Source organism: Stenotrophomonas sp. YJH_SMC_8 (assembly GCF_059371315.1).
This window is the reverse complement of the sequence record NZ_JCAFUL010000001.1, coordinates 369,697-395,079: the sequence shown is the minus strand read 5'-3', so window position 1 is coordinate 395,079 and position 25,383 is coordinate 369,697. Positions and strand designations below refer to the sequence as shown.

General features: G+C 66.8%; 20 protein-coding genes. 10 read left to right on the top strand and 10 right to left on the bottom strand.

Annotated features, from left to right (window positions below; translation table 11 throughout):
• Window positions 1-135 precede the first annotated feature (135 nt).
• Window positions 136-621 carry a hypothetical protein gene (locus AC5P88_RS01725; protein ID WP_495224116.1) on the top strand — a complete coding sequence of 162 codons (486 nt, stop codon included), beginning with the start codon at window positions 136-138 and terminating at the stop codon, window positions 619-621.
• Window positions 622-727: 106 nt separating this feature from the next.
• Here the strand turns inward: AC5P88_RS01725 and AC5P88_RS01720 are convergent, their stop codons facing one another.
• The 5 genes from AC5P88_RS01720 to AC5P88_RS01700 form a co-directional block, all read right to left on the bottom strand.
• Window positions 728-1,663, bottom strand: coding sequence for a DUF6607 family protein (locus AC5P88_RS01720; RefSeq protein ID WP_495224115.1), 936 nt, complete (start codon window positions 1,661-1,663; stop codon window positions 728-730).
• Between the two features lie 74 nt (window positions 1,664-1,737).
• Window positions 1,738-2,337, bottom strand: a complete 600-nt coding sequence (locus AC5P88_RS01715) for a ChuX/HutX family heme-like substrate-binding protein (RefSeq protein WP_106550134.1) — start codon at window positions 2,335-2,337, stop codon at window positions 1,738-1,740.
• A 4-nt stretch (window positions 2,338-2,341) separates the two neighbouring features.
• Window positions 2,342-4,525, bottom strand: a complete 2,184-nt coding sequence (locus AC5P88_RS01710; protein ID WP_495224114.1) for a TonB-dependent hemoglobin/transferrin/lactoferrin family receptor — start codon at window positions 4,523-4,525, stop codon at window positions 2,342-2,344.
• A 153-nt stretch (window positions 4,526-4,678) separates the two neighbouring features.
• Window positions 4,679-4,873 carry a hemin uptake protein HemP gene (gene hemP / locus AC5P88_RS01705; protein WP_005412278.1) on the bottom strand — a complete coding sequence of 65 codons (195 nt, stop codon included), beginning with the start codon at window positions 4,871-4,873 and terminating at the stop codon, window positions 4,679-4,681.
• Window positions 4,874-5,224: 351 nt separating this feature from the next.
• Window positions 5,225-6,196 carry an aldo/keto reductase gene (locus AC5P88_RS01700; RefSeq protein ID WP_106550144.1) on the bottom strand — a complete coding sequence of 324 codons (972 nt, stop codon included), beginning with the start codon at window positions 6,194-6,196 and terminating at the stop codon, window positions 5,225-5,227.
• Between the two features lie 193 nt (window positions 6,197-6,389).
• On the opposite strand from AC5P88_RS01700, the gene AC5P88_RS01695 reads away from it, so the two are divergent.
• Together AC5P88_RS01695 and AC5P88_RS01690 are read left to right on the top strand one after the other, a co-directional pair.
• The gene (locus AC5P88_RS01695) at window positions 6,390-7,688 is read left to right on the top strand and encodes a NupC/NupG family nucleoside CNT transporter (RefSeq protein WP_106550136.1); all 1,299 of its coding nucleotides are present in this window, start codon (window positions 6,390-6,392) and stop codon (window positions 7,686-7,688) included.
• Between the two features lie 25 nt (window positions 7,689-7,713).
• Complete coding sequence (locus tag AC5P88_RS01690; RefSeq protein WP_106550137.1) at window positions 7,714-8,679, top strand: ribokinase; 966 nt, start codon at window positions 7,714-7,716, stop codon at window positions 8,677-8,679.
• Between the two features lie 111 nt (window positions 8,680-8,790).
• Here the strand turns inward: AC5P88_RS01690 and AC5P88_RS01685 are convergent, their stop codons facing one another.
• Window positions 8,791-10,020, bottom strand: a complete 1,230-nt coding sequence (locus AC5P88_RS01685) for an MFS transporter (protein ID WP_495224111.1) — start codon at window positions 10,018-10,020, stop codon at window positions 8,791-8,793.
• Between the two features lie 91 nt (window positions 10,021-10,111).
• On the opposite strand from AC5P88_RS01685, the gene AC5P88_RS01680 reads away from it, so the two are divergent.
• The 5 genes from AC5P88_RS01680 to AC5P88_RS01660 all read left to right on the top strand — a co-directional run bounded on the left by AC5P88_RS01680 (window position 10,112) and on the right by AC5P88_RS01660 (window position 16,324).
• Window positions 10,112-11,029: a LysR family transcriptional regulator gene (locus AC5P88_RS01680; protein WP_495224110.1), complete on the top strand. Its 918-nt coding sequence runs from the start codon at window positions 10,112-10,114 to the stop codon at window positions 11,027-11,029.
• Window positions 11,030-11,442: 413 nt separating this feature from the next.
• Window positions 11,443-12,438 carry a tRNA dihydrouridine synthase DusB gene (dusB, locus tag AC5P88_RS01675; protein ID WP_111111071.1) on the top strand — a complete coding sequence of 332 codons (996 nt, stop codon included), beginning with the start codon at window positions 11,443-11,445 and terminating at the stop codon, window positions 12,436-12,438.
• Window positions 12,439-12,498: 60 nt separating this feature from the next.
• On the top strand, window positions 12,499-13,326 hold the full coding sequence (locus AC5P88_RS01670; RefSeq protein WP_049428873.1) for a class I SAM-dependent methyltransferase: 828 nt from the start codon (window positions 12,499-12,501) through the stop codon (window positions 13,324-13,326).
• A gap of 257 nt (window positions 13,327-13,583) precedes the next feature.
• The gene (locus AC5P88_RS01665) at window positions 13,584-15,317 is read left to right on the top strand and encodes a DUF7657 domain-containing protein (RefSeq protein WP_495224109.1); all 1,734 of its coding nucleotides are present in this window, start codon (window positions 13,584-13,586) and stop codon (window positions 15,315-15,317) included.
• A complete protein-coding gene (locus AC5P88_RS01660) occupies window positions 15,314-16,324 on the top strand; it encodes a glycosyltransferase family 2 protein (protein ID WP_495224108.1) in 1,011 nt (336 codons plus the stop codon). Before AC5P88_RS01665 ends, AC5P88_RS01660 begins: the two co-directional genes overlap by 4 nt.
• 50 nt (window positions 16,325-16,374) lie before the next feature.
• Here the strand turns inward: AC5P88_RS01660 and AC5P88_RS01655 are convergent, their stop codons facing one another.
• From AC5P88_RS01655 to olsF, 3 genes are all read right to left on the bottom strand, one after another.
• Entirely contained in the window at window positions 16,375-17,433 is a 1,059-nt protein-coding gene (locus tag AC5P88_RS01655) for a metal-dependent hydrolase (protein WP_495224107.1), read from the bottom strand.
• 139 nt (window positions 17,434-17,572) lie between these two features.
• Window positions 17,573-18,373 (bottom strand): UDP-2,3-diacylglucosamine diphosphatase, encoded by an 801-nt coding sequence (locus tag AC5P88_RS01650; protein WP_111110983.1) that lies wholly within the window; start codon window positions 18,371-18,373, stop codon window positions 17,573-17,575.
• Window positions 18,370-20,085 (bottom strand): bifunctional ornithine lipid synthase OlsF, encoded by a 1,716-nt coding sequence (gene olsF / locus AC5P88_RS01645; protein ID WP_495224106.1) that lies wholly within the window; start codon window positions 20,083-20,085, stop codon window positions 18,370-18,372. The genes AC5P88_RS01650 and olsF overlap by 4 nt, the downstream gene beginning before the upstream one ends.
• Window positions 20,086-20,408: 323 nt before the next feature.
• Between olsF and metK the strand changes: the two genes are divergently transcribed.
• Window positions 20,409-21,620 (top strand): methionine adenosyltransferase, encoded by a 1,212-nt coding sequence (gene metK / locus AC5P88_RS01640; protein WP_010481882.1) that lies wholly within the window; start codon window positions 20,409-20,411, stop codon window positions 21,618-21,620.
• Between the two features lie 187 nt (window positions 21,621-21,807).
• Window positions 21,808-22,314, top strand: coding sequence for an acyl-CoA thioesterase (locus AC5P88_RS01635; protein WP_106549236.1), 507 nt, complete (start codon window positions 21,808-21,810; stop codon window positions 22,312-22,314).
• Window positions 22,315-22,389: 75 nt separating this feature from the next.
• Here AC5P88_RS01635 and ppc read toward each other — a convergent pair whose 3' ends face one another.
• Window positions 22,390-25,101, bottom strand: a complete 2,712-nt coding sequence (gene ppc / locus AC5P88_RS01630) for a phosphoenolpyruvate carboxylase (protein ID WP_495224152.1) — start codon at window positions 25,099-25,101, stop codon at window positions 22,390-22,392.
• Window positions 25,102-25,383: the final 282 nt, after the last annotated feature.

The window sequence follows — 25,383 nt, the reverse complement described above, 5'->3', positions numbered from 1 at the left end:
CCCGGATGCCCGGCACGTCGTTCGCCGCCTGCTTGTACCCGGTGTTGCTTCTGCTCGGCAGCAACATCAGTGGAACCACTACGCGGCGTTCGGGTTGATCGTGGCGGCGGCGTTTCTGATGTTCAAGGAGTAGAAATGAAACATGGATTCTGTTTGCGCGTCGTTTTCGTCGGCGTCCCGCTGCTCGCCGCGCTGCTACCCGCATGCGCCCGCACTGCGGCGGGCCATGTCCCGGATCCGGTACAGGCCTTCGTACTGGAAACGATGCTGGCCGACGAGGCGCGCGCCTTCCACGAGGGCCATCAGTCCTATCTGGTTCCGGCCGGCGTGTCACGCACGCGCAGCGATGCTGACGTGGTGGCCGACCTGCGTGCGGAATTCAATCGGTTCTACCAGGGCCAACCGAAGCCAAGGAAGGAAGTGGCGCACATGGCGATCCTGGTGGCGCAGACCGCGCTGCTGCTGCCGGACCGAAGCGCCTGCAGCACGGATCGGGTGCGTTGCCACGAAGCTGTCATGGGCGTCCGTACCCGCGATGACGAGGCGAGCCTGCAGGCCACCCTGCGTGCCTTCCAGGACGCGGGTCTGGACCTGACCACCTTGGGTGGGAAGGCGCCCTGAACCTGGCATCCACGCATGGCGTGGATCTACTGCTGTCCGGTAGATCCACGCCATGCGTGGATGCGGTGCCGGACAAACCCGGCACCCACCAGGACCGCGGCGCCGATCAACCTTCCTTCGGCGCCTTTTCCACGTACTTGGCGAACACTTCGTCGATCTGCTTGTCCTTCACCTTCTTGCCGGACTGGATCTCTTCGGCCTGGGTGAACAGCGGAATGATCATCGCCATGCCGTCGATCTTGGTCTTCAGGTGCACGCCCGGGGCCTGGGTCAGGAAACCGTCCCAGCGCTGGCGGACCTTGGCCCAGTAGCCGGCGGTGGCCTTCCAGTAGTCGCGCGCCGGGGTGAAGTCGATCTCGGTGGTCTTCACGTAGTCGTTGAAGCCGAACTCGCGGGCGATCTCCACCTGGGTGCCGTCGGCGTTGCGCTGCACCTTGGTGTTGAACTGCTCGTGGGTCCAGCCGTTCGGGGTCAGCGTATGGCGGTTGATCACGGCCAGCGCGTTGTAGTCGCTGCGCTTGGTGTACTCACGGCGCGGCAGCGGGCGCCAGCTCAGGTCGCTGGTCCAGCTCGGCACGTTGTTGGTGTAGGTCCATTTGCCGGTGCCGCAGTAGCGTGGTGCATCGCTCACTTCATACACGCACTGGGTCCAGGCGCCCTGGTTCTCCGCCGCCGGGATGTTGCGTACCCGCCAGGTCTGGTCGGCACTGAACTCGAAACGGTTCGGGGCCTCGTAGACCCAGTCCTGGCGCCAGTGCTTGGTGATGTGGCCGCTCTTCTCGTCCAGCAGCAGGTGTTGCAGCACGATGCGCTTCGGGGTGTCCTCGACCACGATGACCATTTCATTGCCGCCGCTGCGCATCGCCGGCGCGCGCTCGTAGCCCGGCTTCAGCAGCACGGTTTCGTCGAAGGCGAAATCCACGGTGTACTCGCCCTGCATGGCCAGGATGCTGTCGTGGTCGCGGGCGATGTCGGAGGGCTGCGCGCTGGCCACGCCGCTGGCGGCGAGCAACAGCAGGACGCTGGCTGTCTGGAATTTCATCGGGGTCTTCCTTCGGGGGTTGCAGGTTCGTTGAGAGGCCATCCATGGCCGTCGGGCGTTCCATCAGAAACAGATCAGAGGCGGATCAGCGGCAGGTCGCCGGGAATCCGTGGTGCCGGCCGGCGCGCGGCATCGGCACAGCAGCAGTCGTCGATGGCAAGCTCGCCCTCGGCGCCTTCCAGGCGGGCGATGCGGCGTGCGGTGGCCGCGCCCAGCGACGACAGCGTCGACAGGCTGGCCGCCAGGGTGCGGCCATCATCGGCGGCATGCAGGCGCAGCGCGCACAGGCGCCAGCGCTGGCCGCCGAGATGACCGGCCAGGCGCCGCCACAGGCGTTCACCGACACTGCCGTCGCTGTCGTGCTGCGGGCCCGGGGGCAGCGCGGCCACCAACCGGTCCCAGGCCAGGAAATCGCTGTCCGGCAGCAGGTACAGGCGCCACACGCAGCGGCCACGGCCGTCAAGGAAGCACAGGCTTTCGCGCAGGCCCTCGCTGTCCACGCCCTGGCAGGCATGCACGCGCACCGCCTGGCGCCAGCCGCCAAGCTCGTTGCCGTCGGCGTGGTAGAGACACAACACGGTGCCAAGCGTGGCCAGCTGTGCCGGGGTCGGCCATGCCGCGCGGTGTGGCGCGGCGATGGAGTCATTCCTGCGTGCGGACAATGCTCGGCTCATGAGGTCACCAGGAAACGGCAAGGCTGGCGGAGAAGGTACGGCCCGGGCTGGTGTAGCGATCCAGCACGCGGCTGGTCGGCGACAGCGTCGACCCGACGTTGGACCAATCGATGTAGCGCTTGTCGCCAAGGTTGAACACGCCTACGTTGAAGGTGGCGCCCGGGGCGAAGTTCCAGTGCGCCATCAGGTCGGCCACACCGTAGCCGGCCGGGCGGTACACCGTGGCCGAGGCGACGCGGTCCTTGCGCTTGACGAAGGTGCCGGCCAGCTCAACACCCCAGGTATCGGTGTCGTACATCAGGCCGACGGTGCCACGCAGCGGATCGACCGAATCCAGCGGCGTGTCCTCGGTCTTGTTGTCGCCGCGCGACCAGGCCACGGAACTGCGCAGCGCCCAGCCCTGCAGGGTCGGGCTGATCTGGCCGAAGTCGACGCCGGCCTTCAGTTCGGCACCGTAGATGCGGGCGTCGGCGATGTTGCGCGACTGGAACACCATCAGGCCCTGCGCATTGGTGCCGACCAGCGACTGCGACTCGATGAAGTCCTTGTACTCGTTGTAGTAGCCGCTGACGCTGACGTAGGCAGCCGGCGACAGGAAGCGCAGGCCCAGTTCCATGCCATCACTGGTTTCCGGCTTCAGGTCCGGATTGGGAATGGCGGTGTAGCCGAAGGCGAAGTTGGTGAAGCCGAGATTGACGTCGTTGTACGGCGGCGAGCGGAAGCCGTGCGAGTAACCGGCAAACAGCGACCATTCGTCGGTGAAGCGATACACCATGCCGAGCTTGGGCGAGACGCTGGTCTTGGTCAGCTTGGCCACCGGCACGCCGGGATTGTCCTCGGCGAAGATGTTGTCCACTTCCGGCTTCAGCTCGTAGCGGTCCACGCGCACGCCCGGCACCAGCGACAGCTTGCCGCCAGCCATGCGCATCTCATCCTGCGCATACAGGCCCAGCTCGGTGGTCTTGCTGATCGGGAAATCGCGTACCGGGAACGCATCGGGCAGGATGGTGGTGCTGGTCTGGCCGTTGGCCAGTACCTGGAAACCATCGCGCTTCTGGCGGATCTCGGTGCGTGCACCCTCGAAGCCATAGGTCAGCGCGTGCTCGACGCTGCCGGTGCTGAAGGCCTTGTTGAACTGCGCCTGCAGGCCGTAGACGCGCTGGTCGAAATTGAACTCGCGGTGGCGACGGCTGCGGTTGGCGCGGTCCTCGTCGGTGACCTGGGTGGTCTCGCTGTGCTGGGTGTAGACCTGCCAGTGCAGGCTGTCGGCGAAGGCCTTGTCCAGCGCATCCATTTCATGCGCGAAGGACACGCGGGTGCGGTTCTGCTTGTCGCGCGCCTTCATGCCGGTGGTGGTGGTGCGATCAACCGAAGACAGCACGTTGGTCTCGGTCTTGTCTTCGTTGCCTTCCACGGTCAGGCGGAAGCGCTGGTCCTCGCTCGGCGCATAGACCAGCTTGGCCAGGCCGCTGCGACCGTCGCGGTCCTGCGGGTTGGCGGCGGTGCGGGTGTTGTCGTTGCTGCGCACGTCACCCTTGTTGTCGGTTTCCTGGCCCTGGCGATGGTTGATGTTGACCATGCCGCTCCAGTGTTCGCCGCCGAACGCGGTGGTGACACCGCCGAGCAGGCCCTTCCATTCACCGTCGTAGCCGAACTTCAGGCCGACGTAGCTGTCCTTGCCATCCTTCAGGTAATCGGCTGGATCCTTGGTGACGAAGGCGACCACGCCGCCCAGCGCATCGGAACCGTACAGCGAGCTGGCCGGGCCGCGCACGATCTCCACGCGCTTGAGCGTGTCCAGATCGGTGAAGTTGCGGTTGGCGTTGGAGAACGAACCAATGTTGAAGCTGGTCGGCATCGCGATGCCATCGGTCTGCACCCGCACGCGGTTGCCGTCCAGGCCACGGATACGGATGCTGCCCAGGCCGAAGCGCGCGGCGCTGCGGCTGACCGACAGGCCCGGCTCGTAGCGCAGCAGATCCTTGATGTCCTGCACCAGGTGCCGGTCCATCTGCTCGCGGTCGATCACGTCGACCGTAGCGGCGACGTCGCTGACCGCGCGTTCGGTGCGCGTGGCGGTGACCTGCACGCGATCGAATTCGCGCGCATCGGGCGCGGCGCTGGCAGCGTGGGCGGACAGCGGCAGCGCCATCCAGACAGCAAGGCAAAGGGCGGTATGGCGGGTCATCGGGTTCGTTCGGTCAGGCAGGGGAACCCCCGGTTACCGGCACACCCGGAAGGTGCACGCGGTAGACCGAGGGGGAGAGAGCGGGAGCGGACGGGTCGCCCACCCTGTCGGCGCAGCCGGCAGGAGGGAGGGAGGCGGGCGACCAGACCGCGATTACTTGGTCAGGATCAGCTTGTCGTTGCTGGTGTGCCGCAGGCGATAGAAGCGGTCGCCGTGCTGGATCAGGATTTCACGACGGCCCTTGAGCAGGGCTTCGCTGTCGATGACCTCTTCCGGCGGAACGACGCGGACCGGACGATCGCGGAGGGTCAGCGTTTCGGGGCGCAGCAGTACAGGTTGAGCATTCATGAGCATCTGGACTCGTGCGAGGGACGAGTTAAATGATAATGATTCTCAGTTGACAATCAACAACCATTCTCAATTTGATTGATGAGATTAATGATCGAATTCGCAAATTCGATAGATTTTGTCAATTGAACGACGGCTCAGATTTGTAGAGTCGGCTGTCAGTCGACTGCTGTTGCTCGAAGCAATCGGTTATTCGAAGCAGTCGACTATTCGAAGCAGTCGACTAACAGTCGACTCTACCGAGCCGGACCCCGACCCCGATCCCGATCCCGATCCCGATCCCAATCCCGATCCCGACCCCTCGCCCGAGCCGGCCCGACCGAGCCCCCCAGGCCCGGTCGGCCCCGGGGTTCAGCCGAAGACGGCTTCGACCTCGGCCCAGCCGGCCGCATCGACCTGTTCCAGCACCTCCAGCGCCTGCAGGTTCTGCAGCAGCTGGCTGACCCGGCTGGCGCCGAGGATCACGCTGGAGACATTCGGGTTGCGCAGGCACCAGGCGATGGCCAGCGTGGCCGGGGCCTGGCCCAGCGCGCGTGCGACTTCGCTGAAGCGGCGCACCTGGCCCAGGCGGGCCTCGGCGTCGGTGCCCAGCACCAGGTCCTGCAGCCATTCCATGCCTTCCCGGCCCAGCCGCGCATCGGCCGGAATGCCCTGATCGTACTTGCCGGTCAGCAGGCCCGAGGCCAGCGGCGAGAAGATGGTGGTGCCCAGCCCAGCGCGGGCGTACAGCGGTGCGTACTCGACCTCCACCCGCTCGCGGTGCAGCAGGTTGTACTGCGGCTGCTCCATCGACGGGCCCTGCAGGTTGTGCCCTTCGGCGAAATCCAGCGCCTGCTGGATCTGTATCGCCGACCACTCCGAAGTGCCCCAGTAGAGGATCTTGCCCTGCCGCACCAGGGTATCCATGGCGTGCACGGTCTCGGCGATCGGCGCGTCCGGATCCGGGCGGTGGCAGTAGTAAAGGTCCAGGTAATCCACCCGCAGGCGCTTGAGCGCGGCATGGCAGGCATCGGTCACATGCTTGCGCGACAGGCCGCGCTGGGTCGGCCGCGGGTCCTTGGCGCTACCGAAGAACACCTTGCTGGACACGCAGAAGCCGTCGCGCGGCAGGCGCAGGTCACTGATCACATCGCCCATCACCTGTTCGGCGCGGCCGTTGGCGTAGCCCTCGGCGTTGTCGAAGAAGTTGACGCCATGATCCCAGGCGGCGGCCACCAGGTTGCGGGCCTCATCGCGCGGGATCTGGTCACCGAAGGTCACCCAGGCGCCGAAGGAAAGGGCGGAAACCGGCAGGCCGGTGGAGCCCAGGCGACGGTATTGCATGCGAATCTCCTGCTGCGGGCCCGCATCCGGGCCGGGATCGATCCCCATTCTACCTGTCGCCGCCGGCCGCAAGCCCTTGCCGTTGCTGGCCTGATCGGTACCGATGGGTGCGCGCACGCTGCTTTTCCTTGCCCCGGCCCCGGCCCTGCACTAGGCTTCCCGTTTTTCGCGACGCCCCAGGGGAGTCACTCACATGGTCGAAGGTTTGGGCAGGATCGGCTTCGGCCTGTTCGGGTTGGCGGTGCTGATCGGCATCACCTGGTTGTTTTCCAATAACAAGCGCGCGGTTGACTGGAAGCTGGTTGCCACCGGTATCACCCTGCAGATCGCCTTCGCGGCGCTGGTGATCCTGGTGCCGGGCGGGCGCGACGTGTTCGATGCGCTGGGCCACGGCTTCGTCAAGGTGCTGAGCTTCGTCAACGAGGGTTCCGGTTTCATCTTCGGCTCGTTGATGGACACCAAGAACTACGGCTTCATCTTCGCCTTCCAGGTGCTGCCGACCATCATCTTCTTCTCGGCGCTGATGGGCGTGATGTACCACCTGAACATCATGCAGGCGATCGTGCGCGTGATGGCGTGGGCGATCACCAAGGTGATGCGTGTGTCCGGTGCGGAAACCACCAGTGTCTGCGCCAGCGTCTTCATCGGCCAGACCGAGGCGCCGCTGACGGTGCGCCCGTACATCGCCAAGATGACCCAGTCCGAGCTGCTGACCATGATGATCGGCGGCATGGCGCACATCGCCGGCGGCGTGCTGGCGGCCTACGTGGGCATGCTCGGCGGCGGCGACCCGGTGCAGCAGGCGTTCTACGCCAAGCACCTGCTGGCAGCCAGCATCATGGCCGCGCCGGCCACCCTGGTCGTGGCCAAGCTGCTGATTCCGGAAACCGGCACCCCGCTGACCCGCGGCACGGTGAAGATGGAAGTGGAGAAGACCTCCAGCAACATCATCGACGCGGCCGCCGCCGGTGCCGGTGACGGCCTGAAGCTGGCGCTGAACATCGGCGCGATGCTGCTGGCCTTCATCGCCCTGATCGCGCTGCTGAACGCCCCGCTGACCTGGATCGGCGATGTCACCGGCCTGGCGGCGATGATCGGCAAGCCGACCAACCTGTCGACCATCTTCGGTTACGTGCTGGCCCCGATCGCCTGGGTGATCGGCACCCCGTGGGCCGATGCCACCACCGTCGGTTCGCTGATCGGCCAGAAGGTCGTGATCAACGAGTTCGTGGCCTACACCGAGCTGTCGCAGATCGTGAACGGCCAGGTGGCTGGCGTGACCCTGTCCGACGAAGGTCGCCTGATCGCCACCTACGCGCTGTGCGGCTTCGCCAACTTCAGCTCGATCGCGATCCAGATCGGCGGCATCGGTGGCCTGGCTCCGGAACGTCGCCACGACCTGGCCAAGTTCGGCCTGCGCGCGGTGCTGGGCGGTACCATTGCCACCTTCATGACGGCGACCATCGCCGGCGTGCTGACGCACTTCAGTTGAACCCTTGGTTGAGAAAAGATTCCCTATGAGCAGCAGTGTCGTTGTCGTCGGTTCCTTCAATGTCGATCACGTGTGGCGGTGCGAGTCGCTGCCGGCACCGGGTGCGACCATTGCCGGCCGCTACAGCACCGGCCCGGGTGGCAAGGGCTTCAACCAGGCCGTGGCCGCCTGCCGTGCCGGCGCCGAGACGCACTTCGTGTGCGCGCTGGGCGATGACGCCGGTGGCACCACCGCGCGCGAGCTGGCCGCGCAGGATGGCTTCGGCCTGATCGCCGAGGCCAGCAGCGAGCCGACCGGCACTGCCGGCATCTATGTGGACGCGCGCGGCCGCAACACCATCGTGATCGGCCCGGGCGCCAACGCCGCGCTCAGCACCGACTTCCTGCAGCAGCAGCAGGCGCTGCTGACCGGCGCCAAGGTGGTGCTGGTGCAGCTGGAATCGCCGGTGCAGACCATTGAAGCAGCGCTGGCCACGGCCCGCGAGGCCGGCGTCACCACGGTGCTCAACACCGCACCGGCCGATGCCCCCTCGACCATCGGCCTGCTGAAGCTGGCCGATGTGATCACCCCGAACGAGACCGAGTTCGCCGCCCTGCTCGGCCGCCATGTCGGCGAGCGCGTGGATGCCAACGACGTCGCCGCGCTGGATGGCGCCAGCCTGCATGCGCTGTGCCGCAAGCTGGTCGGCAACGGCACGGTGGTGGTGACCCTGGGTTCGGTGGGCGTGTTCGTCTCGCATGCCGACGAGAACCTGCGCGGCGATACCCAGCCGTACTACCGCGTGGGTGCCGAGCAGGTGCAGGCCATCGACACCACCGGTGCCGGTGACGCCTTCAACGGTGCGCTGGCCGCGTCGCTGGCGCAGGTGGCCGACGCCCCGTTTGCCCGCCATGTGCGCTTCGCCAACCAGTTCGCCGGCCGTTCGACCGAGAAGGAAGGCGCCGCTGCAGCAATGCCGCGCTTCACCCCGGCCGATTCCGAAGCAAAGTAAATCCACGCCGTGCGTGGATGAAGAAGCCCGGGCATGCAGATGCCCGGGCTTTTTTGTGGGTCTTCCATCCACGCTTGGCATGGATCTACTGCAAGCACCACGGCGGTATGTTCAATGGGGTAGATCCACGCCATGCGTGGATGCACGAGACCGGGCAAGCCGTCGCAGCAACAGGCCTGCGGCAATCGCCAGCAACGCCACGGCTGCGGCCACAGCGCCCAGCGAAGCGAGGCCGAAGCGTTCGATGGCGCCGCCTCCCAACAGCGCCCCCAGGCCGATGCCTGCATTGGCCGCCGAGACATTCAAGGTTCCGGCCAGCGCCTGTGCCTGCGGCGCTGCACGCATCACCCGCACCTGGCACAGCGGAAACAGCGCGGTGTGGGCCACGCCCCATACCGCCAGCGCGATGAGCGCGAATGCTCCCTGCCCGGCCAGCCCGGCCAGCCCGACGCTGCCCAGCATGCCCAGCGCCAATACGCCACAGAACGCCAAGGTCGCACCCAGTGGCGCGCGATCTACCCAGCGGCCCCCCAACGCGTTGCCGATCAATCCAACCGCACCGAAGCCCATCAGCCACCACCCCACCTGTGCGGCAGGAACCCACAGCAGCCGTTCCAGTACATCGGCCAGATAGGTATAGGCAGCGAACATGGCGGTGAACACCAGCACCGACAACAGCACATTGCCCTGCAGCCAGGGCTGGCGCAGCACGCGTGCCTGTTCGCGCAGCGCGCACCGTGGCCCGGCAACGGTATCGGGCATCCACAACGCCAGTGCAGCGGCCATCAGCAGTGACAACGCTGCCAGCAACCAGAAGCTGCCGCGCCAACCGATGGCATCGGCAGCCAACGTGCCCACCGGAATGCCGAACAGCATCGCGGCGGTGATGCCCAGATAGACCCGTGCCACCGCACGCCCCCCCTGCTCCGCAGGTGCCAGCAGTGCAGCGGTCTCGCTGGCCGTGCCCCAGAACACCGGCAGCGCCAGCGCCGGCAGCACCCGTGCCAGCGCCAGCAGCCATGGCTGCGTGGACATCGCGGCCAGCGCGTTGGAGCCGGCGAACAGCAGCAGGATGGCCACGAACAGGCGGCGTCGGTCGACGTGCGCGAGCAGCGCGGTCAACGGTGGCCCGGCCAGCATCACGGTGAACGCGAACAGGGTGACCAGTTGCCCGGCACGGGCAATGCCCAGGCCAAGGTCGTGGGCCAGTGCCGGCAGCAGGCCGACGATCAGGAACTCGGTGGTAACGATGACGAAAGCGGACACCGCCAGCAGGGCGACCGAAAGCTGTCGGCGCACATTGGCGTGGCCAGCGACCACGGGAGAATCGGGGGAGGACATGGAGGAGCACCAGAACTGGAGCCGCCAGACTATTTATTCCCGCAGTTCCGATTACTGCTATGTTTTCCACCTATTCAAGACAAAATTTCCCATGCTCCCCACCGAACGCCTGCGTGGCATCGAGGCCTTCGTCGCCACCGCTGACGCCGGCAGCTTCACCGCTGCCGCCGAGCGTCTGCATGTAACCAGTTCGGCGGTCGGCAAGACCATCGCACGGCTCGAGGCACGGCTGGGAGCCAGATTGTTCGAACGCAGCACCCGGCGATTGCGCCTGACCGAAGCCGGTGAAGGATTCCATCGCACCTGCGTGCGGGTGCTGGCCGAACTGGCTGATGCCGAATCAGTGCTGGCCGCACATGGCGGGGCGCCCGTGGGGCGTCTGCGCGTGGATGCGCCGGCCACCTTCGGGCGCCTCAAAGTCTGGCCGTTGCTGCTGCAGCTGGCCGATGCGTTCCCGCACCTGCGGCCGCAGGTGACCTTCGGCGACCGCTTCATCGACCTGGCCGAGGACGGCATCGATCTGGCTGTGCGCATCGGTGGCCCCGAGCCGCTGCCAGCGACCCTGGGCAGCCGCCTGCTCGGCTACGAGCGCCTGTGCTTCTGCGCGTCGCCGGCCTATCTGGAACGGCACGGCCTGCCCCGTTCGACCTCCGAACTGGCCGACCACGACGGCGTGATGTTCGGCCGCGCCGACGGCAGCATCGGGTCGTGGCAGGTGGCTGACGCCGGGAATCGCAGCGCATGGCTGCAGGCCCGCGCACGCCTGGTGGTCGGTAGTGCCGAAGCGCAGGTGGCGGCGGTCGAGGCCGGCTTTGGCATCGCCCAGCTGGCCACCTGGCTGGTCGATGACGCGCTGGCACGCGGCAGCCTGGTTTCGATCCTGCCAACGCTGGACTGCCGCGGCCTGCCCTTGCGCCTGTTGTGGCCACAGGGCCGGCAGCTGTTGCCGCGCGTGGATGTGGCATTGGACCGTCTCGGCGCCGGGTTGCAGATCGATCCGCCGCGCTGAGCGCGGGGCCATCAGGGACGACCGCAGGCAGTGCCATCGCAGCCTGGTCGACTGATAATCGATTCTCCCCAGGCTGGAGGCATTCCCAAGCCTGGGCAACGCCGGGCCTGGCAGCCGGGGGCAGCGCGACCGGGTAGAGTCGACTGGTAGTCGACTGCTTTCCGGCCAGGCCGCGGAAACCCCGCGCTTCGCGCGATAGTCGACTGACAGTCGACTCCACCCCGTCTCGCCACATCCACAGCCCGGCGGCATTGGCCTTCACCAAGCAGCCCACCATCACCCGCCCTTGGGGGCGGTGGAAGCAACCATCAAGCATCTGCTGATGCCGGTACGGCATGAGGTCGATGCCGATCGGCCTGAACCCGGAGGCCGCCGACACAACCGTGCCGCCGCCCGCGCCCTACAATGGGCGCATGCAGATCGGCCCGTACACCATTGCCCCCAACGTCGTGCTGGCGCCCATGGCCGGCGTCACCGACAAGCCCTTCCGCCTGCTGTGCAAACGGCTGGGCGCGGGTTTGGCCGCCTCGGAAATGACCATCAGCGACCCGCGCTTCTGGAACACGCGCAAGTCGATCCACCGCATGGACCATGACGGCGAGCCGGCACCGGTCAGTGTGCAGATCGCCGGCACCGAACCGCAGCAGCTGGCCGAGGCCGCGCGCTACAACGTCGACCACGGCGCGCAGATCATCGACATCAACATGGGCTGCCCGGCCAAGAAGGTGTGCAACGCCTGGGCGGGTTCGGCGCTGATGCGCGACGAGCAGCTGGTGGCTCGCATCCTCGAAGCCGTGGTCAACGCGGTGGACGTGCCGGTCACGCTGAAGATCCGCACCGGCTGGGACTGCGACCATCGCAATGGCCCGCTGATCGCGCGCATCGCCGAGGACAGCGGCATCGCGGCGCTGGCGGTGCATGGCCGCACCCGCGACCAGCACTACACCGGCCAGGCCGAGTACGGCACCATCGCCGAGATCAAGGCCGCGCTGCGCATTCCGGTGATCGCCAACGGCGATATCGATTCGCCGCAGAAGGCCGCCTGCGTCCTGAAGGAAACCGGCGTGGACGCGGTGATGATCGGCCGCTCGGCGCAGGGCCGGCCGTGGATCTTCCGCGAAGTGGCGCACTACCTGGCCACCGGCGAGGAACTTCCACCACCGTCACTGGCGGAAGTACGCGACATCCTGCTTGGCCACCTGCACGCACTGCATGCGTTCTATGGCGAGCCGCAGGGCGTGCGCATCGCGCGCAAGCACCTGGGCTGGTATGCCAAGGACCGGCCAGAGAACGCCGCTTTCCGCGCAGTGGTCAACCGTGCCGAAGATCCGCAGAGCCAGATCGCACTGACCACCGAGTACTTCGACCGCCTGATCGCCGGGGAACCGGCGCTGCCTTCGGCGGCCTGAGCCGCCAGCCCCGCGTTTCCAAACAGTCGAGCCAGCTCGACGCTACAAGAGCCCGCCGTCATGACCCCGCCGATCTCCTCCCCGACCTACCTGCACGGGTTCTCCGGCACCGAGCAGCAGCGCCTGATGACCCAGGCGCGCCTGCTGGAATCGAGCATCTTCGGCCAGATCGACTACAGCGGCGCGCGACGCCTGCTGGAAGTCGGCAGCGGCGTGGGTGCGCAGACCGAGATCCTGCTGCGCCGCTTCCCGGAACTGCACGTGACCGGCGTGGACCTGAGCGAGACCCAGCTGGAGACTGCACGCGAGAACCTGTCGCGCACACCATGGTGCAGCGACCGCTACACCCTGCAACAGGCTGACGCCGGCGAACTGCCCTTCGAGGCGCGCAGCTTCGATTCGGCGTTCCTGTGCTGGGTGCTGGAACACGTTCCGTCACCGGCACGCGTGTTGAGTGAAGTGCGTCGTGTGCTGGCCCCGGGGTCGCCGGTCTACATCACCGAGGTGATGAACGCCTCGTTCCTGCTCGACCCGTATTCGCCGCATATCTGGCGCTACTGGATGGCCTTCAACGATTTCCAGTACGACCATGGGGGCGACCCGTTCGTCGGCGCCAAGCTGGGCAACCTGCTGCTGGCCGGTGGCTTCCGCGACGTGCACACCGAGATCAAGACCATCCACCTGGACAACCGTGAACCGGCGCGTCGCAAGACAATGATCGCGTTCTGGGAACAGCTGCTGCTGTCGGCGGCAGACCAGTTGCTGCAGGCCGGCTCGGTGGACGAGGAAACCGTGGAAGGCATGCGCCGTGAATTCCGGCTGGTGCAGAACGATCCGAACGCGGTGTTCTTCTATTCGTTCGTGCAGGGCCGCGCGACGGTGTATTGAGGCCGGCCGTCGCCACAGGGTGGCCTGCGGCTCCGGCGGCAACCGGCTAGAATCCCGCAGTCCCGGCCTCGGAACGGCGCGTGCCGGGGCCTCTCCCCGTGCGGCAGCAGAGCATCGGTGCGTGAGCCTGTCGCGCGCGGATGGACCTGACCTGCGGGAGCATGATGAACGACAACGGCCGAACGCCTTTCCCTGCCCAGGACCCGGGCCAGACGGGCGGACTTCGCCCTGGCCAGGTTCGCCTGCTTGCCGGGATCATGACGCTGCTGTGCATCCTGTATGTCGCGCTCGCACTGACGCCTTCTTCCTACTCGCTGGCCTACGAGTACCTCGGCCTGACCCCGCAGCAGCCGCTGCTCGGTACCGCCCGCTACATCCGCACCGACGAATGGATGGTGTTCACGCCGTACATCCAGATCGCGGTCAACAACGACTTCGGGCAGTTCAATGCGCACTCGGCATACCACGAGTCACTGCGCACCTTCCAGGCGCTGCCGCTGCAGGACTGGGGGCTGCTGTTCAAGCCGTACCACTGGGCGTTCTTCATGCTGCCTGCAGCGAACGCCTATTCGTTCTTCTTCATGTTCATGGCCATGGCCTTCCTGAGCGGATGGGCCCTGCTCCTGCGCCAACTGCGGATGCCGGCACTAGCCGCAGTACTGGTTTCGACCACGCTGTTCTTCGCGCCGTTCGTGCAGGTCTGGTGGACCAGTAATGCCGGTGCCTTCGCGCTGGCACCCTGGGCTGCGGTGGCATGGCTGGGCATCGGCCATCGCGCGCTGCGCATCGTGGCCTGCGCCTATGCACTGGCGGCATGGCTGATCGCGGTGTCCTACCCGCCTTTCATCATTTCCTCGGTGCTGGCCCTGGCAGTGCTGGTGCTGGCGGTACGGCGCGATGCCATCACCGTTGTACGTCTGGTCGATGCCGCCATCGCAGGCGCGATCGCACTGGCGGTGTTCGTCGGCTACTTCCACGACATCATCCCGATCGTCCGCAACACGGTGTACCCCGGCCAGCGCCAGAGCGCCGGTGGCGGTGTCGGCCTGACCAGCCTGCTCGCGCACCTCTTCCCGAACCTGATGACCTACCGGTTCGCCCCACTGCCGTTGTTCAAGGCATCCAACGATTGCGAAATCGCGGTGCTGGGCAGCCTGCTGCCGCTGTTCACGCTGGTGCTGGCCGATGGCGCACGGCTGCGTGAATGGGCGAAAAGCCATCGCAGCTCCCTGCTGATCCTGGCCGCCGGCCTGCTATTCATCGCCTGCTGGATCTTCCTGCCTGTGCCTGCCGTGGTTGGCAAACTGACCACCCTGTCGATGGTGCCCCCCGCTCGCGCACTGCTGGCCTTCGGCCTGTTGCTCAACATCGCCTGCGCGATGATCCTGGTGCACTGCGGCGTGCGCCTGCAGCGCTGGCGCCTGCTGCTTCTGGCGGCGCTGCTGATGGTCGGCAGCCTGGCCAAGTTCCTGTTCGGTGAAGGCCAGTTCAGTCGCCTGCACAGCGCTGCCGATGCCATTCCCTACCTGTGCCTGGCCGCACTCGCCGTCGCCGCGCGGCGCCCGCAGTTGTCGGTTCACGCCGCGAGCCTGGTGCTGGCCACGGCCGCGCTGGCCAACCTGCTGGGCAACGGCCTGTTCAATCCCGTGCAGCCGGCCGGCCCGATCTTCGCAATGGACCGCACTGCCGTCCTGCACTCCCTGCAAGCCCGCGGCTCAGCCACCACGACCGAAGGCGCGCTGGTGGCTCCCGGTGGGTTCGGGGCCCTCCTGCCGGGTGTTGGCATTCCCGCCGTGAACCATGTGCTGTACCTGCCACAGATGGATTACTTCCGCCGCTACTTCCCGTCCCTGCCCGACGAGCAGTTCAACTTCACCTTCAACCGCTACCACCACATCACCGTAGCGCCTGAGGGCGACGCACCACGGGTGCTGCAGGGGGATCTGGTGGAACTGCCGGCAAAACCCCTGCTGGCCCACCCAGCCCCATGAATCCGATGACCACCACTACGCCATCCGCATCCACGCCGGCTCGGATCGCCGTGATCATCCCCTGCTACAAAGTGACCCGCCACGTGCTGTCCGTGCTGGCGGCGATCGATGATGCGGTAACGGCGATCTACTGCGTGGACGATGCGTGCCCCGACGGCAGCGGCCGCCTGATCCAGGCCGAAGCCAACGACCCGCGCATCACCGTGCTGTTCCATCAGCACAACCTCGGCGTCGGCGGCGCGATCAAGACCGGGTACCGCGCGGCCATCGCCGATGGCATGGACATTCTGGTCAAGGTCGATGGCGATGGGCAGATGGACCCAGCGCTGCTGATGGACTTCGTCACACCGATCGCCGACGGCCATGCCGACTACACCAAGGGCAACCGGTTCTGGAACCTGACCCACATCCGCCGCATGCCCCCGGTGCGGCGCCTGGGCAACCTGCTGCTGTCCTTCATGACCAAGGCTTCGTCCGGGTACTGGCAGGTGTTCGATCCGACCAACGGCTACACCGCCATCCATGCCAAGGTCGCCAGCCACCTGAAACTCGAGGCGGTCAGCGACCGCTATTTCTTCGAGACCGACATGCTGTTCCGACTGAACACCGTGCGCGCGGTCGTGCAGGATGTGGCAATGGATGCCCACTACGGCGACGAAACCAGCAACCTGCGCATCGGTCGCATCCTGGGTGAGTTCACCTTCAAGCACCTGCGCAACACGCTCAAGCGCATTGCCTACAACTATTTCCTGCGCGACCTCAGCATCGCGTCGCTGGAGCTGATCGCCGGCAGCAGCCTGCTCGCCTTCGGGGGGCTGTTCGGGCTGTACCACTGGGTACGGTCGGCCCAGGCCGATGTCGCCACGCCGGTGGGTACCATCATGATCGCCATGGTCGCGCTGATCTCCGGGCTGCAGTTCCTGCTGGCGTTCGTTGGCTTTGACATCGCCAACGTGCCGCGCCAGGTGCTGAACCGTTCGATCAAGCTCAACCGCCAGCCGCAGTAGAGCCACGCCCTGCGTGGCTGTTGTTCGCGCCATCCACGCGTGGCGTGGATCTACGGGTGCGCAGCGCCAGTCGCGGATGCTGCCGGCTCGTGCCAGATGCGTTGCCACATCGCGGCCAGCCGGCGCCCGGCGTCGGCGCGTGCTGCCGGGCTGCTGTAGTCCACGCGCAGCTGTTCGGGCACGATCGGCCGCCACTGCCCGCCCACCTGTTCGGCCACGGCGAAGTTGAAGGTGTAATCCGGTTCCAGGCCCATGCGCAGATCACTCAGCACCAGGCGCCCGTCAACGACCTGCGCACGCATGAAGCCGCGGTTGAACCACTGCAGTCGCTGCACCGCCGGAATCGCCTGCGCCTCGCGCAGTGCCTGCACGTTGGAGGGATGGCCTTCGAACTGCATCGGCCCATGATCGGCGACCAGCGAGCGGTCTCCGACCACGTAGCCATTGGGCGTCATCGCCACTACCCGCCATAGAAGCGTGTTGAACGGCATCGGTACCGAGAAGCGCGGCGCATCGGCCAGGCCCATTGCGGCCAGGCTCTGCTGCGCGACGCGGTCGACCTGCGCCTTGGCCACCAGACCCCAGCCCAGGTATGCGCTGCTGACCAGCAGTGACACGCCCAGCACCTTGCCGACCCAGGGGCGCGCACGACCGAACCAGGCCACTACGCAGCCCAGCAGCAGCCACACCGTGTATGCAGGGTCGATGATGAAGACGCTGGAGCCCATGGTTGGATGTGGCCGCAGCGGCCACCACAACTGGGTGCCATAGACAGTGAACGCATCCAGCACCGGGTGGGTCACCAGCGCCAGCTGGATCGCCCAGAACCAGCGCACCGGTGACTGCGCGACCCGGCCATTTCCAAAGCGCTTGAACAACCACCAGATCAGCGCCGCCACCCAGGGCAGCACCAGCAACGAATGGCTGAAGCTGCGGTGCTCGACCATGTTCGCTACCGGGTCGGTGGCGGTGAAGCCGAGCCACAGCGCGTCGAGGTCCGGCAGAGTGCCGAGCGCGGCACCGGCCAGCAGTGCCGCACGGCGATGGCCGGGCGGAGCAATGGCAGCGGCGACGGCGCCACCAAGTACGATCTGGGTCAGGGAATCCATGGGCCGATGCTAACGGCTTACGGGCGTGCCGTCTCACTCCCGGACACCGTTTCTGTAGAGTCGACTGTTAGTCGACTGCTCTTCCATCAGGCTGCGGACACCACGCGCTACGCGCGATAGTCGACTCTACGGAAACGGGTTACGCCGCCTGTGACAAGCGCGCGCCCGGTAGCTCCACCAGGGTCTGCCCGTTGTGGTCCAGCAGGCGCAGCGCGCCGTCGTGGTCTTCGACCAGCGCGGTCAGGCTTTCCACCCAGTCACCATCGTTCGCATAGACCAGGCCGTCGCGTTCGACCAGCGCGGCGCGGTGGATATGGCCACAGACGATGCCATCCAGGCCACGCCGGCGCACGTCGTCCAGCCCGGCCTGCACGAAGCGCTCGATGTAGCGTTCGGCCGCACCACTGCGCTTTTTCAGGAACTCCGACAGCGACCAGTAGCGCATGCCCAGCCGGCGCCGCACTGCATTCAGCGCCTGGTTGCCGGTAAGGATGCGGTAGTACAGCCAGTCGCCGAACTTTTCCTGCAGGCCGCCGAAGTGGGTCACGCCGTCGTAGTCGTCGCCATGCGCGACCAGCAGCCGGCGGCCGTCGGCGGTCACGTGGATGGCGCGGCGGCGCACCTGCATCGCCGGCAGCATCAGCCCGCACACCTGGCGCAGCGAGGCATCGTGGTTGCCGGGGATATAGATGATCTCGGTGCCTGCACGGCGCAGCGCGTGCAGGGCCTGGATGACTTCGCTGTGCGACTGCCGCCAGTTGGCACGGCGATGGGCCATCCACCACAGATCGATGATGTCGCCGACCAGATACAGCCGTTCACAGCGCAGCTGCGAGAGAAACCGTGCCAGTTCGGTGGCATGGCAGTGACGTGACCCCAGGTGCACGTCGGAGACGAACACTGCGCGCCGGTGTGGCGACAGGTTCGCCAGCGTGCTCATGCCGGCGTCCCCGCGTCGCGCAGGTAGCGTTTGCGCTTGTTCGGCCGGATCGCGCACAGGTCCACTTCGATCAGGCCATCGATCGAATCGCTGAAGTCCGGATCCACGCCGAAGGCGAGGAAGCGTGCGCCCCCCGGTTCGCACAGATCGGTGTACTGGCGGTACAGCGTGGGCACGCCGGTGCCGAGTGCAGCCAGGTTGGCTTTCAGTACATCGAACGCAGCACCGGCATCCAGTTCGCCGAAACTCGGCGGCGCGGCGAAGTACTGGAACGGCCGGTTCGACTCGGCCAGACCGGCGGTGCCACTGTAGTAGCGCTGGTAGTACGCCACCAGCTGCTCGCGCGCATCGCGCGGCAGCGCCGCACTGATCGACACCGCACCGAACAGGTAGCGGATGCCCGGCCGGCACTGCAGGTAGGCGCCGATGCCCTGCCATAGGTAGTCCAGGCTGCGGCTGCCCCAGTAATCGGGCACCACGAAGCTACGGCCCAGTTCGAGGCCTTCGGCGATGTGGGTGATGGCGTCGTCGGAATAGCGGAACAACGATGCGCTGTAGAGCCCGGACAGGCCGTGCCGGGCCAGTGCCTGGGCGCCGCGCATGATCCGGTAGGCGCCGGCGATGCGCTGCGCGGCTGCGTCCCAGATCACGATGTGTTCGTACCGCGGATCGTAATCGTCCAGGTCGCGGCTGCGCCCTGTGCCCTCGCCTACCTGGCGGAAGGTCAGCTCGCGCAGGCGGCCCAGTTCCAGCAGCAGCGGTGAATCGGCGCTGCAGGTCGCCAGCAGGATCTGCTTGCCGTCAGCGGTCTGGCCCAGCTGGGCGGCTGCGGCAATGCCGGCGGCAACCTGCGAAGGTGGTACCGGCGACGCCAGCGGCTCCGGGCCTGCAACAGCAGCGGCATCGCCCTCCGCCCCATTACGGCCCAGCGCATACAGCGCGCGGCGCACGGCCAACAGCTGCGCGCCCGGGTCACCGCCCTTGCCCAGCTGCATCGGCTCACCGATGCACAGGCGCAGCGGACGGCCACGGCGGGTGAACATCTCGCGCGCCAGCAGCGCGGTACCGGCCGGCTTGAACAGGGTCGAGGCGCCATAGAACAGCGCCGAGTTGCGCGCCTCCACCCGCACCGGCAGCACCGGCGCACCGGCGGCGCGGGCAAAGCGCACGAACCCCCGCTGCCAGCGGCCATCGCGGATGCCGCGCAGCGAGAGGCGTGAGACCTCGCCAGCCGGGAATACGATCACGCACTGCTCGGCCGCCAGCGCCTCCTCCACGGCGTGCAGGCTGCCACGCTGGGCCTTGCCGCCGAGGATGCGCACCGGCAGCAGCAGGTCCTGCAGCGGCGCGATGGCCCCCAGCAGGTCGTTGGCCACGATCCGCACATCGCGGCGGATGCGGCCGACCGCGTCCAGCAGCGCCAGCGCATCCAGCGCCCCGGACGGATGATTGGCAACAATCAGCAGGCGGCCGGTGGCCGGGATCTTCGCCAGCGCGGCCGGGTCCACCTGGTACTGGCCATCGATGAACTCCAGCCCGGCAGCGACGAAGCCGAATCCGCGCAATCCTGCACTGCGCTGCAGGAAAGCTTCGATCTGGTCCAACCGCGACCAGCGCCCGACGCTGCGCAGCAATGGCCGCGCCAGCTGGCCACGACGGCCATGGAACCAATCGGGAAAGCGTTGCTGGAGACGCTGTTCAAGTTCCTGCATGGCGGATCCACTCATGCCCGGCGGCCGGATTGGCCGACAGCCTGCGCCCGGCAGACGGCAGCCAGATGGCGGTTCTGGGGCAGAACGATGACGGTCGACCCGCCCGGGGCGGGGCCGCAACCGGCCCCCTGGCCACCCCGCCGTTGTCACGCTGGTGGAACACTGGGCCTCGAGGCTGGGGCCCAATCCCGTCAGGACGGCCCTTGCCGGGCCTACGCGGGCTTAACCACCGGCAACCGGTACAGGTTCACAATGCACAGGCGGCGCACCCCGTGTATCATGCGCGCCCATCTTTCCATCCGAATCAAGGGATATTACGCCTGATGTCCAGCTATCTCTTCACCTCCGAGTCGGTCTCCGAAGGCCATCCGGACAAGGTTGCCGACCAGATCTCCGATGCGGTGCTGGACGCGATCCTGACCCAGGACCAGCGCGCCCGCGTGGCCTGCGAGACCATGGTCAAGACCGGTGTTGCCATCGTTGCCGGTGAAATCACCACCAGCGCCTGGATCGACCTGGAAGCCCTGACCCGCAAGGTCATCACGGACATCGGCTACGACAGCTCCGACGTCGGTTTCGACGGCGCCACCTGCGGCGTGCTGAACCTGATCGGCAAGCAGTCGCCGCACATCGCCCAGGGCGTGGACCGCAAGAAGCCGGAAGAAATGGGCGCTGGCGACCAGGGTCTGATGTTCGGCTACGCCACCAACGAGACCGACAGCTACATGCCGGCCGCGATCCACCTGTCGCACCGCCTGGTCGAGCAGCAGGCCAAGATCCGCAAGAAGAAGAACTCGCCGCTGTCGTGGCTGCGTCCGGACGCCAAGAGCCAGGTCACCCTGCGCTATGAAAACGGCGTGGTCTCGGCCATCGACGCCGTGGTGCTGTCGACCCAGCATGCCCCGGGCATCAAGCAGAAGGACCTCATCGAGGCCGTCCGCGAAGAAATCATCAAGCCGGTGCTGCCGGCCAAGTGGCTGCACAAGGGCACCAAGTTCCACATCAACCCGACCGGCAAGTTCGAGATCGGTGGCCCGGTGGGCGACTGCGGCCTGACCGGCCGCAAGATCATCGTCGACACCTACGGCGGCTGGGCCCGTCACGGTGGTGGCGCCTTCTCCGGCAAGGACCCGTCCAAGGTCGACCGTTCGGCTGCCTACGCTGCCCGCTACGTCGCCAAGAACGTGGTTGCCGCCGGCCTGGCCGACCGCTGCGAAGTGCAGGTCTCCTACGCCATCGGCGTGGCTGAACCGACCTCGATCTCGGTCACCACCTTCGGCACCGGCAAGATCAGCGACGACAAGATCGAGAAGCTGATCCGCAAGCACTTCGACCTGCGCCCGTACGGCATCATCAAGATGCTGGACCTGGTGCACCCGATGTACCAGCAGACCGCGGCCTATGGCCACTTCGGCCGCAAGCCGAAGGAATTCAGCTACCTCAACGGCGAAGGCGAGACCGTCAACGCCACGGCCTTCTCCTGGGAGAAGACCGACCGCGCCGCCGCCCTGCGCGCCGATGCGAAGCTGAAGTAAAGCCGGCTGGTAGAGCCGATGGGTAGAGCCGACTGTTAGTCGGCTGACCTTCAAGAAGGGCCGCGCAAGCGGCCCTTCTGCTTTCTGTAGAGCCGAGCCATGCTCGGCTTTCTTTTTGCCTGTACCAAGAGCAGCCGAGCATGGGCTCGGCTCTACAAGGGCGATGCGCGCCCGATACAATCGCCCCATGCCAACCGAACTGAAAACCCACCAGCTGTCCATGACCGTGCTGATGTCGCCGGAGATGGCCAATTTCTCCGGCAAGGTCCACGGCGGCGCCATCCTGCGCCTGCTCGACCAGGTGGCCTACGCCTGTGCCAGCCGCTATGCCGGCAGCTACGTGGTCACTCTGTCGGTGGACCAGGTGATGTTCCGCCAGCCCATCGCGGTGGGCGAACTGGTCACCTTCCTGGCCTCGGTGAACTACACCGGCACCTCGTCGATGGAGATCGGCATCAAGGTGGTGGCCGAGGACATCCTCAAGCGCAGCGTGCGCCACGCCAACAGCTGCTTCTTCACGATGGTGGCGGTGGACGAGGAAGGCCGGCCGACGCCGGTGCCGCCCCTGCAGCCGGCCACATCCGACGAGAAGCGCCGCCAGGCCGCCGCGCAGATCCGCCGCCAGCTGCGCCAGGAAATGGAACAGCGCCATCTGGAACTGCTGGCGTCGAACCCGCCTTCGCCGGAGGAATGATCGCGTTCGCCGGGCATGGCCCGGCGCTACCGGCACAACGTCTGGTAGCGCCGGGCCATGCCCGGCGGATACGCATCACCCCGTGTTCTGCACGCCCTGCGAAACACCGTTCACGCACGCAACCAGCGCGCGCAGCAGGTCCTCGTCTTCGCGGCCGCTGGCCCGCCAGCGCTGCAGCAGATCCACCTGCAGCACGCTGATCGGATCGACGTAGGGATTGCGCAGGCGGATCGACAGCGCCAGCCGCGCATCGTGGTCCAGCAATGTCTGCTGGTCCATCAGCGCCAGCAACCAGTGCCGGGTCAGGTCCAGCTCGCGCTGCACCTGCGGGAAGAAGCGTTCGTGCAGTTCGCCCGACAGCTTCGAGAACTGCTCTGCGATGGTGATATCGCCCTTGGACAGCACCATCGCGATGTCGTCCAGGAAGGTGCGGAAGAACGGCCAGTCGCGCGCCATCTCGCGCAAGGTACCCTCGTGGCCGGCATCCACGGCCGCCTGCAGGCCACTGCCCACGCCGTACCAGCCCGGGATGACCGCCCGCGCCTGGCTCCAGGCGAATACCCAGGGAATCGCGCGCAGGTTGCCCAGCGCGGCGTCCTGGCCGAGCCGGCGCGACGGCCTCGAGCCCAGCGTCATCCGTTCGATCACATCGATCGGCGTGGCGGTGCGGAAGTAGTCCATGAAGCCGCCCTGGCCGACGAAGCCACGGTAGACCTCGCTGCTGGCAGCGGACACCACGTCCATCACCGGCCGCCAGTCATCCTCGCGCGGCTCAGCCGCGCGCGGGCGCAAGCTGGCGCGCAGCACCGCGCCGGTGGCCTGTTCCAGCGAACGCAGCGCCAACGCACGAATGCCGTATTTGCGATGGATCACCTCGCCCTGCTCGGTCACCCGCAGGCGGCCGTCGATGCTGCCGCGCGGCGACGCATCGACCGCGTGCGTGGTCTTGCCACCGCCACGGCTGATCGAGCCGCCACGACCATGGAAGAAGGTCAGGCGAATGCCCGCCTCGGCCGCCACCTCCAGCAGTTCCACCTGCGCGCGCTGCAGGCCCCAGCGCGAGGCGGCGATACCGCCGTCCTTGCTGCTGTCCGAATAACCGAGCATCACCATCTGCACGTCGCCGCGCGCACGCAGATGGCCGCGATACACCGGGTCGGCCAGCAGGTCGCGCAGCGTGGCGGTACCGCGCTTGAGGTCGTCCACCGTTTCAAACAACGGCGCGATATCCAGCGGCACTGATCCGTTCTCTTCCACCAGCCCGCCACGGCGTGCCAGCGCCAGCACCGCCAGCACATCGCTGCGGTCGTGTGCCATCGAGATGATGTAGCTGCCCAGAGCATCACCGCCATGGCGTGCGCGTGCATCGGCCAGTGCCGCGAATACCGCATCCAGCCGCTTGTTGCCTTCGTCGTCACCGTTGGGCAATGCCGTTTCACCGCTGGCATGCGGGCCAAGCAGCCGCGCACGACCCAATGCATCCAGCGCCTGCCAGGCCTCCTCGCCGCCCAGCACGGCGCCCAGCGCGCGCGCATGCACGCTCGACTCCTGGCGCACGTCCAACCGCGCCAGATGGAAGCCGAAGGTCTTCACCCGCCACAGCAGGCGCTGCACGGCAAAGCCACCGGCATGCTCGCCGCGGTTCGCACGCAGGCTGTCGAGGATCAGCTGCAGATCCTCGATCAGCTCGTCCGGGCCAGCGTAGTTGCCTTCGCCATCATCCAGCGTGGCCTGAAGGCGCGCGCGCATGCGGTCGTTGAGCAGGCGGTACGGCATGTCGGCATGGCGTGGCCGCGACTGCACCTGCGGCAGCAGCTGCTGGTAATGCGTCACGCGTGCCTGCAGCGCATCACTGACACCCACCCGCTCGGTGGACTGGCTGAGCAGGCTGGCCAGCCGCAGCAGTTCCTTCTGGTAGCGCCCCAGCACGGCCTGCCGCTGCGCATCCAGCGTGTTGCGGATGGTGTGGGCATCCACATTCGGATTGCCGTCCATGTCGCCGCCCACCCACGTACCGAAACGCAGCAGGCGCGGCAACGGCAGTTCTTCCCCATAGGTATCGCGCAGCGCCTGCTGCAGCGATTCGTACAGCACCGGGATCACCCGGTACAGCACCTGCACCAGATAGAACCCGACGTGCTCGCGTTCGTCGTCGACGGTGGGTCGCACCGGCGAGGAATCGGTGGTCTGCCACGAGGCGGTCAGCGCCATGCGGAAGCGCGCGGCATCAGCGGCGGCCTCACCCGGCGTGCGCTGGCCGTCGAGGTTGTCGACCAGGCTGGCCACCATCAACTGCTCTTTCTCCAGCAGCGCGCGGCGCACCGCTTCGGTCGGGTGCGCGGTGAACACCGGTTCGATGTCGATGCGCGGCAGCCACTGCGCCAGTTCGTCCAGGCCCACGCCCTGCGCCTTCAGGTGCTGCAGGGCATCCTGCAGGCCATCGGGCTGCGCCCCTGCGGTACCGGCACGCTGGTAGTCGCGGCGGCGGCGGATGCGATGCACGCGCTCGGCGATGTTGACCACCTGGAAGTAGGTGCTGAACGCCCGCACCATGGTCTCGGCCTGCTGCGGCGTGCGCCCGGCCAGGCCGTCGGCCAGTTCAGACAGCGGCGCCTGGTTCTCGCGGCGGGCGATGGCGCGGGTACGCACGTCCTCGACGTCATCAAGAAACGCGGCCGACACCTGTTCGACCAACAGGTCACCGACCAGCGCGCCAAGCCGGCGCACGTCATCGCGAAGGGGAAGATCGGGAGAAGCGAATTCGATGCTGCTGCGGTACTCGTTCATCGGCGACGCACAGGCCTCGGTCAACGGATCCAGGCCTCAAGCCTATCCCAGATCGGGCCTCGTGCTGCGATGCAAAAATGGTTTCATCTGCATGCATCGCCGGATGTGACCGGAGGGGAAACACCGGCTGGAACCACCGTGCGGGAAACGCCGACTGGAATCACTGCGCGGGAAACTCCGACTGGAATCAATGCGCGGGAAACTCCGACTGGGTAGAGTCGACTGTTAGTCGACTGCTCTCCTGTCAGGTCTTCGAAAACCCGCGCTGCGCGCGATAGTCGA